The 14,224-nt window shown below is 72.4% G+C and carries 8 protein-coding genes; 4 read left to right on the forward strand and 4 right to left on the reverse strand.

Going from position 1 to position 14,224, the window contains the following annotated elements; all coding sequences use genetic code 11:
* Positions 1-67 precede the first annotated feature (67 nt).
* Complete coding sequence (locus G6N37_RS25235; protein ID WP_163685493.1) at positions 68-1,207, forward strand: PPE family protein; 1,140 nt, start codon at positions 68-70, stop codon at positions 1,205-1,207.
* Here G6N37_RS25235 and G6N37_RS25240 read toward each other — a convergent pair.
* Complete coding sequence (locus G6N37_RS25240) at positions 1,196-3,568, reverse strand: heavy metal translocating P-type ATPase (RefSeq protein ID WP_163684196.1); 2,373 nt, start codon at positions 3,566-3,568, stop codon at positions 1,196-1,198. The genes G6N37_RS25235 and G6N37_RS25240 overlap by 12 nt on opposite strands.
* A gap of 107 nt (positions 3,569-3,675) precedes the next feature.
* On the opposite strand from G6N37_RS25240, the gene G6N37_RS25245 reads away from it, so the two are divergent.
* Both G6N37_RS25245 and G6N37_RS25250 read left to right on the forward strand, forming a co-directional pair.
* The gene (locus tag G6N37_RS25245; protein WP_163684198.1) at positions 3,676-4,080 is read left to right on the forward strand and encodes a CBS domain-containing protein; all 405 of its coding nucleotides are present in this window, start codon (positions 3,676-3,678) and stop codon (positions 4,078-4,080) included.
* Positions 4,077-5,633, forward strand: coding sequence for an FMN-binding glutamate synthase family protein (locus G6N37_RS25250; protein WP_163684200.1), 1,557 nt, complete (start codon positions 4,077-4,079; stop codon positions 5,631-5,633). The genes G6N37_RS25245 and G6N37_RS25250 overlap by 4 nt, the downstream gene beginning before the upstream one ends.
* Here the strand turns inward: G6N37_RS25250 and G6N37_RS25255 are convergent.
* Genes G6N37_RS25255 through G6N37_RS25265 form a run of 3 tightly spaced genes read right to left on the reverse strand, consistent with a single transcriptional unit; the run spans position 5,584 to position 13,361 of the window.
* On the reverse strand, positions 5,584-8,241 hold the full coding sequence (locus G6N37_RS25255) for a cation-translocating P-type ATPase (RefSeq protein ID WP_163684202.1): 2,658 nt from the start codon (positions 8,239-8,241) through the stop codon (positions 5,584-5,586). The genes G6N37_RS25250 and G6N37_RS25255 overlap by 50 nt on opposite strands.
* A 17-nt stretch (positions 8,242-8,258) precedes the next feature.
* Positions 8,259-8,873: a DUF5994 family protein gene (locus G6N37_RS25260; protein WP_232075610.1), complete on the reverse strand. Its 615-nt coding sequence runs from the start codon at positions 8,871-8,873 to the stop codon at positions 8,259-8,261.
* A 9-nt stretch (positions 8,874-8,882) separates the two neighbouring features.
* The gene (locus G6N37_RS25265) at positions 8,883-13,361 is read right to left on the reverse strand and encodes a cation-translocating P-type ATPase (protein WP_163684206.1); all 4,479 of its coding nucleotides are present in this window, start codon (positions 13,359-13,361) and stop codon (positions 8,883-8,885) included.
* Positions 13,362-13,523: 162 nt separating this feature from the next.
* On the opposite strand from G6N37_RS25265, the gene phoU reads away from it, so the two are divergent.
* Positions 13,524-14,189: a phosphate signaling complex protein PhoU gene (gene phoU, locus G6N37_RS25270; RefSeq protein ID WP_163684208.1), complete on the forward strand. Its 666-nt coding sequence runs from the start codon at positions 13,524-13,526 to the stop codon at positions 14,187-14,189.
* Positions 14,190-14,224: the final 35 nt, after the last annotated feature.

Here is a 14,224-nt window from a genome sequence, read left to right on the forward strand (position 1 = left end):
CGGCGCGACCGTTTGGTTGCGCCCGCGCGGTAAATCGCGCGTGGCATGTCTGTATGGGTGACCCGTGATCGATTTTGGGCTGCTGCCGCCCGAAATCACCTCCGCACTGATCCATGCCGGACCCGGCGCCTGGTCGATGATCGACGCTGCCGCCGCGTGGCAAGAGCTCAGCGCCGAATTGGAGGGGGCCGCAAGCAGTTATGTCTCGGAGCTGGCGTCGCTGACGGCGACCTGGCGCGGCCCGTCCGCGCTGGCCATGGCGCAGGCCTTCGAGCCCTACCTCGCCTGGTTGCGCACCACCGCGGCGCAGTGCCAGGAGATCGCCGCCTCGGTGGAAATCGTCACGGCCTCATTCGAATTGACCCACTGGACGGTCGTGCATCCCTCCGTCGTGGCGGCCAACCGGGCGCGATTGGCGCTGTTGCTGGCCACCAATTTCTTCGGGATCAACGCTCCGGCCATCGCCGAAACCGAAGCCGAGTACAACGCCATGTGGGTGAACAACTCCACGGCGATGTACCGGTACGGCGCGACGTCGCTGAACGCCGTCCGGCTGTCCCAGTTCTCCTCGCCGCCGCAGGTTGCCAACCCCTCGGCGGTCTCCACCCAGGCCACGATCGTGCCCTCGGCGAACGCGCTGACCAGCGCCTCGACCACCGGCACGGGGTCGGTTCTCGACGCGCTCGGCGTCACCCCCTTCGACCCCAACAAGGGCTGGTTCGGGTATTTCAGCACCTGGGGTGACCAGACCATCGCGGGCGGACTTCCCATCAACCTGCTCAGCTATATCGCGCAGGTCCACGCGGCCCAGGCGCTTCAGGGTGTCAGCAGCGACATCGGCCTGGGCCTGTCGGAGGGGTCGGCCGCCTTGGCGTCGGCGGAGGCACGGCTGGTCGGCGCGATCGGCTCCGCCGGTTCGGGTCTCGCCCCGCGCGGCGCGCTGGGTGTCTCGGTCCTGGTGGGCAAGCTGAGCATGCCGCCCGCGACGGTGGGGATGCTGCCCGGCGTCCAGCCGCCGGTGCAGCTGGCCTCGGCGGTGTCCGCGCTCCCGCCGGGGGCGGCGCAGCCGTCCGGGGTACCGGTCGCCCCGATCCGGCCGCCGCTGGGCGGCAAGGGTGGTCGTGGGGAAGGGCGGGACTACGACGACATCGAAATCGGCGCCGAGCTGCCCGGCACCGTCATGAAGCGGCCGCCGTCAGCGGGATAGCTCGTGCCCCAACGTCTGACGGCGCTCCGGCGGTGGCGGACCGGGCTCGTCGCCGGCCAGCGTGAAGTAGCTTTCCTCCTCCTGCAGGAAATGCAGCCGTAGCAGGGCATGCAGCCCGTAAAGGCACGAGAGCAGGTCGTCGACCTGGTCGGGGCCGATCGCTCCGGTGCTTTGGGCCAACGCCAGGTGGGTGCCGATCCGGTCGGAGAGTCGCTGGATCTCCGCGTGGGTTCGGCTCATCGTGGCCGTCGCTTCGCTGGTGCCCAGCGGGTGGGCGAGCGCGGGATAAAGCTGCGTCTCCTCGGCGCGTTCGTGCGGGATGATCCGCTCGGTGAGCACGGTGTGGGCGTGGCGGACCGCCTCCATAGCCGGCTGATCGGCCGCGGCGGTCAATTGGTCGGCGGCGTCGCGCAACAGGTCCACGGCGTCGCGCAGTTCGTCGTGTTCGGCGTCGAAACGCCGCAGCATCTGTTCGGTCTTCGCGGGGAGGTCGACCTCGATGTCGGGATTGCCGCGCAGGGCGCGCAGCGCGTTGAGGATCACGGCGACGTCGATGCCCTCCTGCACCAGCGCACCGACGGCCGGGGGGAGCCATCCCACGGCGGCGACGGCCATCGCGGCCAGCGACAGGGTCATCCCGGCCACCGCGCTCTGCACGGCGATGCGCCGTGACCACCGGGCGATGTCCATCGCATCGGCGAGCCGCTCCAGCCGGTCGGTGGTCAACACGATGCCGGCGGCCTCCGAGGACGCGGTGGCGCCGCGGGCGCCCATCGCCACGCCGACGCTGGCCGCGGCCAGCGCGGGTGCGTCGTTGACCCCGTCGCCGACCATCACCGTCACCGCGCGGTCCTTCTCGGCGCGCACGGCGGCCACCTTGTCGGCCGGACTCTGTTCCGCGTACACCTCGTCCAACCCCAGCACGGCGCCGACCTCCCGGGCGGGCTCGGCGCGGTCTCCGGTGAGCATGACCAGCCGGTTCAACCCCGCCTCGCGCAGCCGGCGCACGGTGCGCGGTGCGTGACGCCGCAGCGGGTCGCGCAGCAGCACCGCGCCCGTTGCCCGGTCGTCGACGCACACCCACGCGATGGCGGCCCCGTCGAGCAGGGCGCGATTCACCACCGCGCGGGCCCATTCCGCGTTCGCGGTGTCGCGGGAGAGCTTGCCGACGTGGACCCGCCGACCGTCCAGGGTGGCGGTGACCCCGCGGCCGGGCTCCTCAATGACGTCGGCCGGCAGCGACAGCTGCAGACCGCGGGCCCGCGCCGCGGTGACGATCGCCTCGGCCAGCACGTGCGGGGACATCTGATCCACCGATGCCGCCACCCGCAGGATCTCGATGGCGTCGCGGCCGGGCGCGGCGGCGACGTCGATGACGACCGGGCGCCCCATGGTCAGGGTGCCGGTCTTGTCCATCACCAAAGTGGTTGCGTGGCCGAGGTTTTCCAGTGCGCCGCCGCCGCGGATCACCACGCCGCGACGCGACGCCCGCGACAGCCCGGACACGATGGCGACCGGCGCCGCCAACAGCAGCGGGCACGGGGTCGCCACCACCAGCACCGCCACCGCCCGCACCGCTGAACCGCTGGCCAGCCATGCCGCACCGGAGACCAACAGCGTCAACGGCAGGAACCACGCCGCGTACCGGTCGGCCAGCCGCACCACCGGCGCGTTCTCCGCTCCGGCCTCCGCGGCCAGGCGGACGATCTGCGCGTACGTGCTGTCCGCGGCGGTCGCGGTGGCCTGCATCTCGAAGGCGCTGCCCGCGTTGACCACCCCGCTGCGCAGCGGCTCGCCGGCGGTGCGCTCCACCTGCAGCGGTTCGCCGGTCAGGACCGATTCGTCGAGCACCGCGACCGGGCTGGCCATGCGCCCGTCGACGGGCACCACTTCGCCGGGGCCGACCACCAGCAGATCGTCGACCGCCACGTCCGCCAGCGCGATGACGTCCACCGCCGCCCCGACGCGGCGGCGGGCGAACCGCGGCGCGTGTTCCAGCAGCGCGCGCAGGTCGTGGGACGCGCGGCGCTCGGCCGCCGCCTCCAGGGCCCGCCCACCGGCCAGCATCACCGCGATCAACGCACCCGCGAGATACTCGCCCACCAGCAGCGTGCCGACCAGCGACAACACCGCAATCAGATCTACGCCGAACCGGCCCCGGCGCAGCGCGGCGAGCACCCACACCACCGCGGGGACCACCGCCAATACCGTGCCCGCGATCCAGCAGCCGTCGGCGACCCGCGGCGCACCGGCCAACCAGGCGATCCCGCCGGCGGTCAGGGCGACGGCGGTCACCGCGGCAAGGACCGGTTCCACCAGCCGCGCGGGCCACCTCCACCGCTCGCGTGCGGGCGCATCCATGCTTGCCAGCCTTCCGCGGCGCGCCCGCGAAGGCTAGGGCCGGATGGACGCGGATTGAGGACTCAGGTCACTAGCCCGGGGTGAGAGGTCCCCGCCAGCATGGTGACGTGAGCGACAGCAATTCCGCCGGGTCCCTGCCGATCTCGACCATCACCGGTGACCCCGTGGCCCGCGTCCCCGCCGACGCCACGATTGCCGACGTGGCCCGGGCCATGGTGACCTGCGACGTGGGCGCGATCGCGGTCGGCGACGACGCGCTGCCCACCGCGCTGGTGAGTGAGCGCGACATCGTGCGGGCGGTGGCGGCCGGGCGGAATCCCGCGACCGCCCCGGTCTCCGCCGTGGCCAGCACCAAGCTGGTGTGGTGTGACGCCGAGGCCACGGTGGATCAGGTCGCCGCGCGGATGATGGACCGCTACATCCGCCACGTACTGGTGGAGCGCGACGGCGCGCTGCTCGGCATCGTCTCGGCCCGCGACCTGCTGGGCGTGTACACGGATTTCGATTCTTGAGGCCGCGAGCGGTGGCCGCGCTGGTTGGCGGGGGCCTGGCCGGGCTCACGGGATGGGACCTGCTGCAGCGCCGCCACACCATCCTGCGCAACTACCCGATCATCGGGCACCTGCGGTTCCTGCTGGAAGCGGTAGGCCCGGAGCTGCGCCAGTACATCGTCACCGACAACGACGCGGAACGGCCGTTCAGCCGCGACCAGCGTCGCTGGGTGTACACGTCGTCGAAGCTGGGCAACCGATATTTCGGCTTCGGCACCGACAACGACCTGGAACGGGTGCACAACTATCCCATCATCAAGCACGCGGCGTTCCCCGTCGCGGCGCCAGCCGGCGAACCCGAGCATCTGGACCCGGCCGTGCCGTTGCCGGCGGCGAAGATCCTCGGCGGCGCGCGGGGCCGCGCCCGGGCCTTCCGCCCGTCGTCGCTGGTCAACATCTCCGGGATGAGCTTCGGCGCGCTCGGCGGCGCGGCCACCACCGCCCTGAACAAGGGCGCGGAAATCGCCGGCGCGCTGCACACCACCGGCGAGGGCGGGGTGTCGCCGTATCACCTGGCCGGCGGCGACCTGGTCTGGCAGATCGGCACCGGCTACTTCGGCTGCCGCGACGACGACGGGCGGTTCAGCCTGCCCCGGCTGATCGAGCGGGTGGCGGCCACGCCGGCGATCCGCGCCATCGAGATCAAGCTCAGCCAGGGCGCCAAGCCCGGCCTGGGCGGCGTGCTGCCGGGTGCCAAGGTCACCCCGGAGATCGCCGCCATTCGCGGCGTACCGGCCGGGGTGGACTGCAGGAGCCCCGCCGGCCACTCCGCGTTCGCCGACGTCGACGGGCTGCTCGAGCTGGTGGAGACCATCGCCGCCGAGACGGGGCTGCCGGTCGGCATCAAGTCGGCGGTCGGCGAGGGGCGGTTCTGGTGCGACCTGGCCGCGCGGATGGCGCGCACCGGCACCGGTGTCGACTTCGTCACCGTCGACGGCGGGGAGGGCGGCACCGGCGCGGCCCCACTGGTGTTCACCGACCACGTCGCCCTGCCGTTCAAGTGGGCCCTCCCGCGGGTCTACCGGGCCTTCGCCGAGCACGGGCTGCACCGCGACGTGGTGTTCATCGGGTCGGGCAAGCTCGGCATCCCGGAGAACGCGCTGCTGGCGCTGGCCACGGGCTGCGACATGATCAACGTCGGCCGGACGGCCATGTTCGCCATCGGCTGCATTCAGGCCCAGCGCTGCCACACCGGCCGCTGCCCCTCGGGCGTGGCCACCCAGTCGCCGTGGCTCCAGCACGGACTCGACCCGGCCCTGAAGTCGGTGCGCTGCGCCAACTATCTCGCCACCCTGCGCTTCGAGCTGCTGCAGCTGGCCCGCACCTGCGGCTACGTCCATCCGGCGCTGGTGCCGCTGGACGCCATCGAACTTCTCGACATCGACATGAAGACGGTGCGAGTCGACGAGTTGTTGGACTACCAGCCCGACTGGGGGCTGCCCGGCCCGGCCGACATCGAGGCGATCACCGCCGTGATGTCCACCGGCGCAGGACGAGTTTGCGGATCTCGCTGACCCACAGGACCGTGCTGGCCATCGCGATGCACACCAGCCACTGGCTCAGCGACAGCGGCGTGGTGGTGAACGCCGTGTTCAGGACGGGCAGCTGAACGACGGCGACCTGCAGCAGCGCCGACAGCCCGATCGCCGCCCACAACCACCGGTTGGCGAAGAACCGGTGAAAAGCGGACCGGGTCTCCGAGCGGGCGTTGATGCAGTTGATCAGCTGGGCGACCACCAGCACGGTGAATCCCGCGGTGCGGGCGGTGTCCAGGGAGGACGGCATGGGCCCGCCGGGCGAGTAGAGCCGGATCGTGACGAGCGTGGCGGCCGCCACCGCCGCGCCGATCACGATGATGTTGTTCCACATCCACCCATCGATCACCCGGTCCGAGGCCGAGCGCGGCGGTCGGCCCATGACGTCCTCGGTGTGTGGGTCCACGCCCAGCGCCAGGGCCGGCGCGCCGTCGGTCAGCAGGTTGATCCACAGGATCTGCGTGGCCAGCAGCGGCAGCGCGACGGTATCGCCCTGCGACAGGCCGACCGTCCCGGCCAGCACCACGCCGAAGAAGACCGTGAAGATTTCCCCCATGTTGGAGGACAGCAGGTAGCGCAGCGACTTCTTGATGTTGGAGAAGATGCCCCGGCCCTCACGAATCGCCTGGACGATGGTCGCGAAGTTGTCGTCGGCGAGGATCATGTTCGCCGCCTCCCTGGCGACGTCGGTGCCGCTGCGGCCCATGGCGATGCCGATGTCGGCCGACTTCAGCGCGGGCGCGTCGTTGATCCCCTCCCCGGTGACGGCGACGATCTCATGGTCGGCCTGCAGCGCGTCGATGATGCGCTGTTTGGCCGCCGGATCGACCTGGGTGTATTGCGAGTGCAGGCGCACCGTTTCCCGCAGCTGCTCGTCATCCAGCGTCGCGAGCTGAGCGCCGGACACCGCCGACTCGCCGTCCTCGATACCCAGCTTCCGGGCGATGCGCGCCGCGACCCGGGGATGGTCGCCGGTGATCATCACGACCCGGACGCCGGCGCGGCGCGCCTCGGCGATCGCCGTCGCCGCCTCCGGTCGCGGTGGATCGGTGATCCCCACCATGCCCAGGTACACCAGGTGCCCGTCGGACCGGCAGGCGACCGCCACGGTGTGCAGGGCGTCGAGCGCCAGCCGCTCGGCATCGCTTCGGATCGTGGCCTTCGCCGAGTGGTCGAGCGGCACCAGCCGATCACCGGCCTGTAGGTGCGTGCAGCGGCCGAGCACATCGTCGGGCTCGCCCGTCGTCACGTCAGCCGGAGTCGGGCGGGGCCCGCCGCCGAGCTTCCCGCGGGCAACCAGGAAGGCCGCGTCGACGGGATCGCCCCGCACGATCCACCGACCGTCGCACTCGTCGAGGGCGGCATCACGGCCGGCGGCGGCGCCGTCGAGCACCAGGGCGGCCTGGCGCCACAGGTCGTCGCCCTCACCGAGCGGCACGCCGCCATGCTCGAGGCGACCCTCGGGCCGATATCCGGCGCCGGTGACCCTCACCTCCCCCAGTGGGGTGACGACCCGCACGATGGTCATCTCCCCGGTCGTGAGCGTGCCCGTCTTGCCCGAGCACACCACCGACGCCGAGCCCAGGGTCTCGGCGTCGGACAGCTCCTTGACGACGGCGTTCAGACCGGCCATCCGTCGCATGCCCAGGGCGAGCACGACCGACATGATGGCGGGCAGGCCTTCCGGCACGGCCGCCACGGCGAGCGAGACGCCCAGGAGCACGGCCGTCACCGCGTCGTGGGCGTTGTGGATGCCGAAGACCACGACGATGGTCGCGATCACCACCACGGCGATCACGAGCACGGCGATCCCCAGCAACCGGCTGGCGCGGGCCACCTCACGCTGCAGCGGTGTCGGCTCGTGGTCGGCGGTGCGCACCAGGCCGGCGATCTGACCGGTCTGGGTCGCCATCGCCGTCGCGGTGACCACCGCCCGCCCGACGCCCTTGGTGACCGCGGTGCCCTTGAACACCATGTCCGCCCGGTCGCCGAGCGCCGCCGGCTCCACCAGCGTCCGGGCGTCCTTGAGGACGGGTTCACTCAGGCCCGTCAGCGCCGCCTCGGACACCTCGAGCCCCGCGGACGAGAGCAACCTGGCATCGGCCGCCACGGCGTCGCCCTCGGTGAGCAGCAGCACGTCGCCGGGCACCACCTCGCTCGCGGGGACGGCGCGACGCGCCCCGTCGCGGACGACCGTCGCCGAGGTGGCGGCCATCCGCGCCAACGCGCCGACCGCGCGCTCGGCCCTCGCCTCCTGCGCGTAACCCAGGATCGCGTTCAGCACGAGGATGACGGCGATCACCACCGCGTCGACCGGCCAGTCGCCGGCCCCCTCGACGACCCAGACCGCGAGCGAGGCGACCAGCGCGGCGAGCAGCAGGTAGATCAGGGGGCTGCGGAACTGGGCCAGCAGTTTTTTCCAGGCCGGCGCCGGTGGAACGGTCTCGATGTCGTTCGCGCCCACCACGGCGAGCCGGCGCGCGGCTTCCGCCGCGGTCAGTCCGAGTTCCGGGTCGGTGCGCAGCTTTTCGACGACGGCTGTGGCGTCGAGGAGCGCGGGGTCGGGGTCGAGCAGTGCGGCGTCCACCGAGCGCGCTCAGCCGTTCAGCGGTGGCTGGCCGGCAGCCGCGACTGGGCTTCCCTGCGCGACTCCACCATGCGGTTGCGCACGATGTGTTCGACCAGGATCGGCACGAAGGTCTGGAGGGGCGCGTCGACGAACTGCTCGGCGGCCTCCTCGGACCAGCGCTTGATCTGGGCGGTCCGCTGCTCGTCGTCGAAACCCTCATGGCGGGCCAGCTTGTCGGCGACGTCGGCCACGGATCGGGCCACCATCGAATGGCTGTGCTGCGGTACCGCGTCGTCGGCGGGGGTTCGCACCTGCTCCAGCGCCTGCCGGGCGACCTCTTCGCTGGCGTCCGGGCGGATGACATGCACGGTGAGGTGGTGGCCGTCCGCGCCGATCAGGATGACGGTGGACGGCTCGTCGCTGGTGAAGGGCAGCAGTTCGATCGTCTGGCCGTCGATTTGCGCCAGCGGAGGCGTCTCCTGCCAGCCGTTGCGGCGGTAGCCCACCATCACGACCGGGCCGAGCCGCTCGGCCACCGACGTCAGCAGGGCCGGTAATTCGTCGACCAGGTTCATGGTGCGCGGCCACCAGGCACCGTCGACGTGCTCCGATACGGACCGATAGGGCTTGAGCTGTAAGCGATCTTCCATATGCACGCCTCAATCGTCGTCGGGGCGGTCGGAACCCGACAGGGTCTGCCGCACCGAAGGGACGGGACTTTCTGCTCTTTCTGACTCGGTCGCCGGCTCGACGCCGAGCCAGCGCCGCTGCATGCCCTGCGACGCGCGCAGCAGCAGGCCGGGTGCGACCGTGGACAGGGTGCTGGCCGCCGACGCGGCCAGCAGGCCCTGGCCCCAGGCCAACGGGTCCAGCGGGGTGCAGCCGAACAGCTGGCTGAGCCCGGGGGTGCTGATCACCACCGCGAGCGCCCCCATCGAGCCGACCGACGTCAGCACCACCAGCGGGGCGCGGGAGTCGACCAGGGTCTGGGTGAGTTGCGCGCCCACCAACGCGACCAGCGCGACCGTCCCGGCGCGGCGCTGCGTGCCGGTCACGCTGGCCATCGCCCAGCCCGCCGTGGCGCCGACGGTGGTGGCGGCGCCGCGGATGCCGATCGCCCGCCACATCGCCGCCTCGTCGCGGTCGACGCCGGCGGTGCTGGTCTGGGGGCTGACGGCCAGTGCGGCCGCCGGCAGCGCGTCGGTCAGCATGTTGACCAGCAGCATCTGGCGGGCGTTGAGCACCGAACGTCCGGTCAGCATGGTGGTGATCAGGGCGAAGCACACCTCCCCGAGGTTGCCGCCCAGCAGCATCGACACCGCGGATTGCACGCGGCGCCACAGCTGTTCGCCCTCGTCGAGGGCGTCGAGCAGCGCCTCGATCCGTTCGTCGAGCAGCACCACGTCGGCCGCGGTGCGGGCCGCGTCGCTGCCGCGCGCCGCCACGCCGATGCCCACGCTGGCCGCCCGGATCGCGGCCGCGTCGTTGACGCCGTCGCCGACCATCGCGGTCACCAGCCCGGCCCGCTCGAGGGTCTGCACGACGTCGATCTTGTGCTCCGGCGTCATCCGCGCGAACACCACCCGCGACGCGGCCGCGGCGGCCCGCCCGTCGGCGGACAGCGCCTCCCAGTCGCTCCCGGTCATCACCTGGTCGGGCGTGACGTCGAGCCCCATCTCCTGGGCGATCACCGCCGCGGTCGCCGGGTGATCACCGGTGATCAGCCGGACACCGATGCCACGCTCGCCGAGCTCCTTCAGCAACGCGGGGGCCGCGGCCCGCGGGGTGTCGGCCAGCCCGAGCAGGCCGATCGGGGTGAGCCCGCCGGCGCACAGCGCCTCCAATTGGTCGGGATCCTTGGCGGCGGCCGCCGCTTCTTCCGGGCTGAGTTCGCGCTCGGCCACCGCCAGCACCCGGAATCCGTTGGCCGCCATCTCGTCGACCCGTTGCGTCAGGGGGTGGTCGTCGTGCAGCAACGCCGACGCGAGCACCTCCGGTGAGCCCTTGATGGTCAGCCGGGTGCCGACGAGCGCGGCCGCGAACGGGCGGCCGGACTGGAACGGCAGGAACGCGTCGCGGGTCAGCCGCTGCGGCTTCGAGCCGTCGCCGCGCAGGGCGGCGTCGCCGGCGGCCCGGTGTATCGCGTCGTCGGTGGCGTGGTCGACCCGGTGGGTGTGCCTGGCGTAGCTGGTGCTCAGCGCCGCGTCCAGCACCGCGCTGGGGGTGTAGCCCGTCAGCGGGTGCACCGCCTTGACCTTCAGCCGGTTTTCGCTCAGCGTGCCGGTCTTGTCGAAGCACACCACGTCCAGCCGGGCCAGCGCCTCCACCGAGTGGGGGTTGCGGATCAGCACCGATTGTCCGGTGAGCCGGCGCGCGGCGGACAGCTGGGCCAGCGTCGCCACCAGCGGCAGGCCCTCCGGAATGGCGGCGACGATCAGGGTGACCGCGCTGGACACTGCCTCGCGCAGCCCGGTGCCCCGCGCCACGCTGAGCAATCCCACCAGGGCGCCGCCGGCCACGCTGAACGGCAGGGCCCGACGGGTGATGTGCCGCAACTGCCGCTGCAGGCCGATCTCCTGCAGCTTCCTCGGCGCCATCGCCAGCGCCCGGCGCGACTCGGACCTTGATCCCACGGCGGTGACCACGGCCACCGCCGTCCCGGCGACCACCGTGGTGCCGGCGTAGAGCATGCAGGTCCGTTCGGCCAGCGGCGCGCCCGGCGTGGGTTCGGTCTGCTTGGCCACCGGCAGCGACTCGCCGGTCAGCGTCGACTCGTCGACCTCGACGTTCGAGGCGTGCAGCAGCCGGGCGTCCGCGGGGACCACCTCGTCGGCGTGGACTTCGATGATGTCGCCCAGCCGCAGCCGCTTGGTCGGCACCTTCTCGCGGCGCTTGGCCTCCAGGGCGCCCACCCGCCGTCTGGCGGGCGGATCCTGCACGGCCAGTAGGCGATTCAGCGTGCGCTCGGCGTGCAGCTGCTGCTCGGCCGACAGGGCGGCGTTGACCAACAGCACGCTGCCCACCAGCACGGCGTCCAGCGGCGAGCCAAGCAGGGCGCTGGCCGCCGCGCCGGTGGCCAGCAGCGGGGTGATGGGGTCCGCCAGGTCACCGCGCATCTCCTCGGCGAAGTCGCGGACGGCTCCCCACGACGCCACGCTCGCGCCGTGCAGCGCGCGAACCGGGGGCACCTGCTGCCACCACGCGGGCGCCGCCTCCTCGCGGTCCTCCTCGGTCGGGCGGGGCAGCAGCCGCTGCACCTCGGCGACCGGCAGCGCGTGCCAGTCGTGGCTGGTTTCGGGCTCCGGCAGCGGATCCCGCAGGGTCTTGATGGCGGCCCGGTACCCGAACCACAGGCTGGCGACCATGCCGACATTGACCGAGGCCGAGCTGCGCCCGGGCACACCGGGAATGAGCATCAACGCGCCGATCGCGGATGCCGAGGCCGACAGCCGGACCGCGCCTTCGGTGGCGGCGCGCGCGGCGGGCAGCGCGTGCAACACCCGCCAGGCGTCGGTCAGGTCGTTTGCGATCACGTCGGCGGCCCACGGCGGGGCATGCCCGGGCCGCAGGAGGCCGATCGTGACGTCGGAGCGGTGGGCGGCCCGCATGTCCGACGTGGTCAGCAGCGCCACGGTGTTCCCGGCGGCCTTCAATTCCGCCACGGCCGCCGCCACGGCGTGGTCGATCGACCCGTCCGCGGGATAGAGCTGGTCGAAACCCTGTGCCAGGGAACGCAATCCGTCGTCATCGAGGGAATAGACGCGCGGTTGTGACCGCCGCGCTTCGGTGAGCACCGCCGCCGCGAGCGGGTCGCGGACCGGGCTGATGAGCGCCTCACCGACGTCGCCGGCCCCGGGGATGTCGGCCAGCTGGTGCCAACCCGGCTCCAGGCCGTCATTGCCGAGCGCGGCCCGCACCGCCTCCCAGGCGTGGGCGCGAGCCGAATTCTCCACTCCGAGAACACGACTGACCGTCAGTTCGTCGGTGTACAGCGCCCGCGGGTCGACCATGATCGCGTCAACCCGGTCGAGGGTCCGCAACACGCGGGGGCGCAGCACCAGCGCGTCGTGGCGGCTGGACAGGCCGCGGTTCATCGTGCAGCCGAACGCTTCCCGCACGGTCCGCAGCGGCTTGGGGACGGCGGCCAGCGCGGCGGCGCCGGCCGCGTCGGGGTTGCGGGTGAGCAGGCCGACCGCCGCGGCGGCGCCGATGCCGGCCAACCCGGCGCGGTTGGCGTACCGTTCCGCGGGCCCGTCCGGCGGGGCCGGGTTGGCGATGGGCGCCAGCGCCGCACCGTCGGGCACCGGCCGGTCGGCCAGCCCGGGCTCGTGCCGGATCCACGCCAGCCTGCCGTTCCACGCCTCCGCGGCCAGCATGGTGCGGGTGGCGGCCTCGGCGGCCGCCGCCGCCGGCGACAGCGTCAAGGCGGCGGAGGCGGCGTTGACGATGCCGAACAACACATCGGTGCCGTCCGGCCCGAGGCGCCGCTCCAGCTCTCGCCGCACCCGCGGCAGGTGGTCGGCCACCGTCGTCGGCACGGCCACCAGGTCGGGGAGCCGGGGCAGCCGCAGCAGGCTGCCCGTCAGCGAAAGGCCGAACCCCACGGAGGCGGCCGTGGCCGCCACCATCCGGCCCATCAGCACAGCGTCGTCACCCGGCAGGCTGGCCGGCAGCGACCTGCCCGGGCTCCTTCCGTGGCGTCGTTCCGCATGGGCGACGGCCCGGCACAGCTCGGCCGCCGAGGGTCCGTCGTCGGCGACGGTCACCACCGCCCGGCCGAGGGTGCCGTTCAGGTAGGCCTGCCGCACGCCGGGCATCGCCCGGATGGCCGCCAACACGTCGGCGGCGATCGCCGCGCCGTGCTCGCCCCCGAGCCCGCGCACCTCGATCCAGCGCCTCTGCCCGTTGTCGCTCACCCGCCGGGCCGGTGGCCCGCCCGCCGCCTCCAGCATCGCGCCCGCCGCCGCGCGGGTCAGCGCGGGAACGTCCGGCGTGGCGTGCGCCAGCGATTTGCCCAGGCTCGCCGCGACGTGGCCGCCCAACAGGGCCGTGCCGGCGGCGATCTCGGTGCCCAGCACGGCCACGCGCAACGGCGCCGTCAGCAAGCCCAGGCCGGGCAGGCCCCGTCGTGTGCTCACGTGTTCTCCGGCTCGGGTGGGTTTACTACCAGTGTCGTCAATGCCGCAAGGGTTCCAGCGGAAGCTTAACGGGCGGTGACGAGCGTGGGAAAAGTCGTTCAGGCCCTTTTCGGGTGCCTTTTGTCCCTTGTCAAAAGCGCTCGCATTGGCCACCGTTGCGCTATGCGAACCGCTTATCACCACCAGCTGGCCGAGTTGACCGGCCAGCTCGGCGAGATGTGCGGCCTGGCCAACGAAGCCATGCGGCGCGCAACCCAAGCCTTGTTGGAGGCAGACCTCGACGCCGCCGAACGCGTCATCCGGGAGCATGACCGGTTGGTGGAGATGCGGGCGCGAGCGGAGCGAGAAGCGTTCGCCCTGCTGGCGCTGCAACAACCGGTCGCCAGTGAGTTGCGGGCGATCTTCAGCGCCATCCAGATCATCGCCGACATCGAACGCATGGGCGCGTTGGCGGTGCACATCGCCAAGATCGCCCGGCGGGAGCACCCGAACCGGATGTTGCCCGACGACCTCCGCGCGTGTTTCGCCGACATGGCCAGGGTGGCCGTCGTGCTGGGCGAAAGCGCAAGACAGGCGCTGGCTTCCCGCGACCCGGAGCAGGCCGCCCGGCTTCGCGAACAAGACGACGCCATGGACGAGCTGTACGGGAGCTTGTTCACCGCGCTGCTGGATGACGACTGGCGGGACAACATTCCCGTCGCCGTGGACGCGGCGTTGCTCGGTCGCTTCTACGAGCGCTTTGCCGACCATGCCGTGGAAATCGGCCGGCGCATCGTCTTCGTGGTCAGCGGTGATCTCCCCGCGCCGGACGAGATCTCGACCTACTGAAGGGCGCTGGTGGGACCGGGCTGGGAAGATTGCGC

The sequence above is a fragment of the Mycobacterium seoulense genome, from assembly GCF_010731595.1.
Lineage (GTDB): Bacteria > Actinomycetota > Actinomycetes > Mycobacteriales > Mycobacteriaceae > Mycobacterium > Mycobacterium seoulense.

Coding starts and splice junctions, on each gene's coding strand:
- G6N37_RS25240 (WP_163684196.1), bottom strand. CDS start 3,568: ATGGATGCGCCCGCACGCGAGCGGTGGAGGTGGCCCGCGCGGCTGGTG.
- G6N37_RS25260 (WP_232075610.1), bottom strand. CDS start 8,873: ATGGAAGATCGCTTACAGCTCAAGCCCTATCGGTCCGTATCGGAGCAC.
- phoU (WP_163684208.1), top strand. CDS start 13,524: ATGCGAACCGCTTATCACCACCAGCTGGCCGAGTTGACCGGCCAGCTC.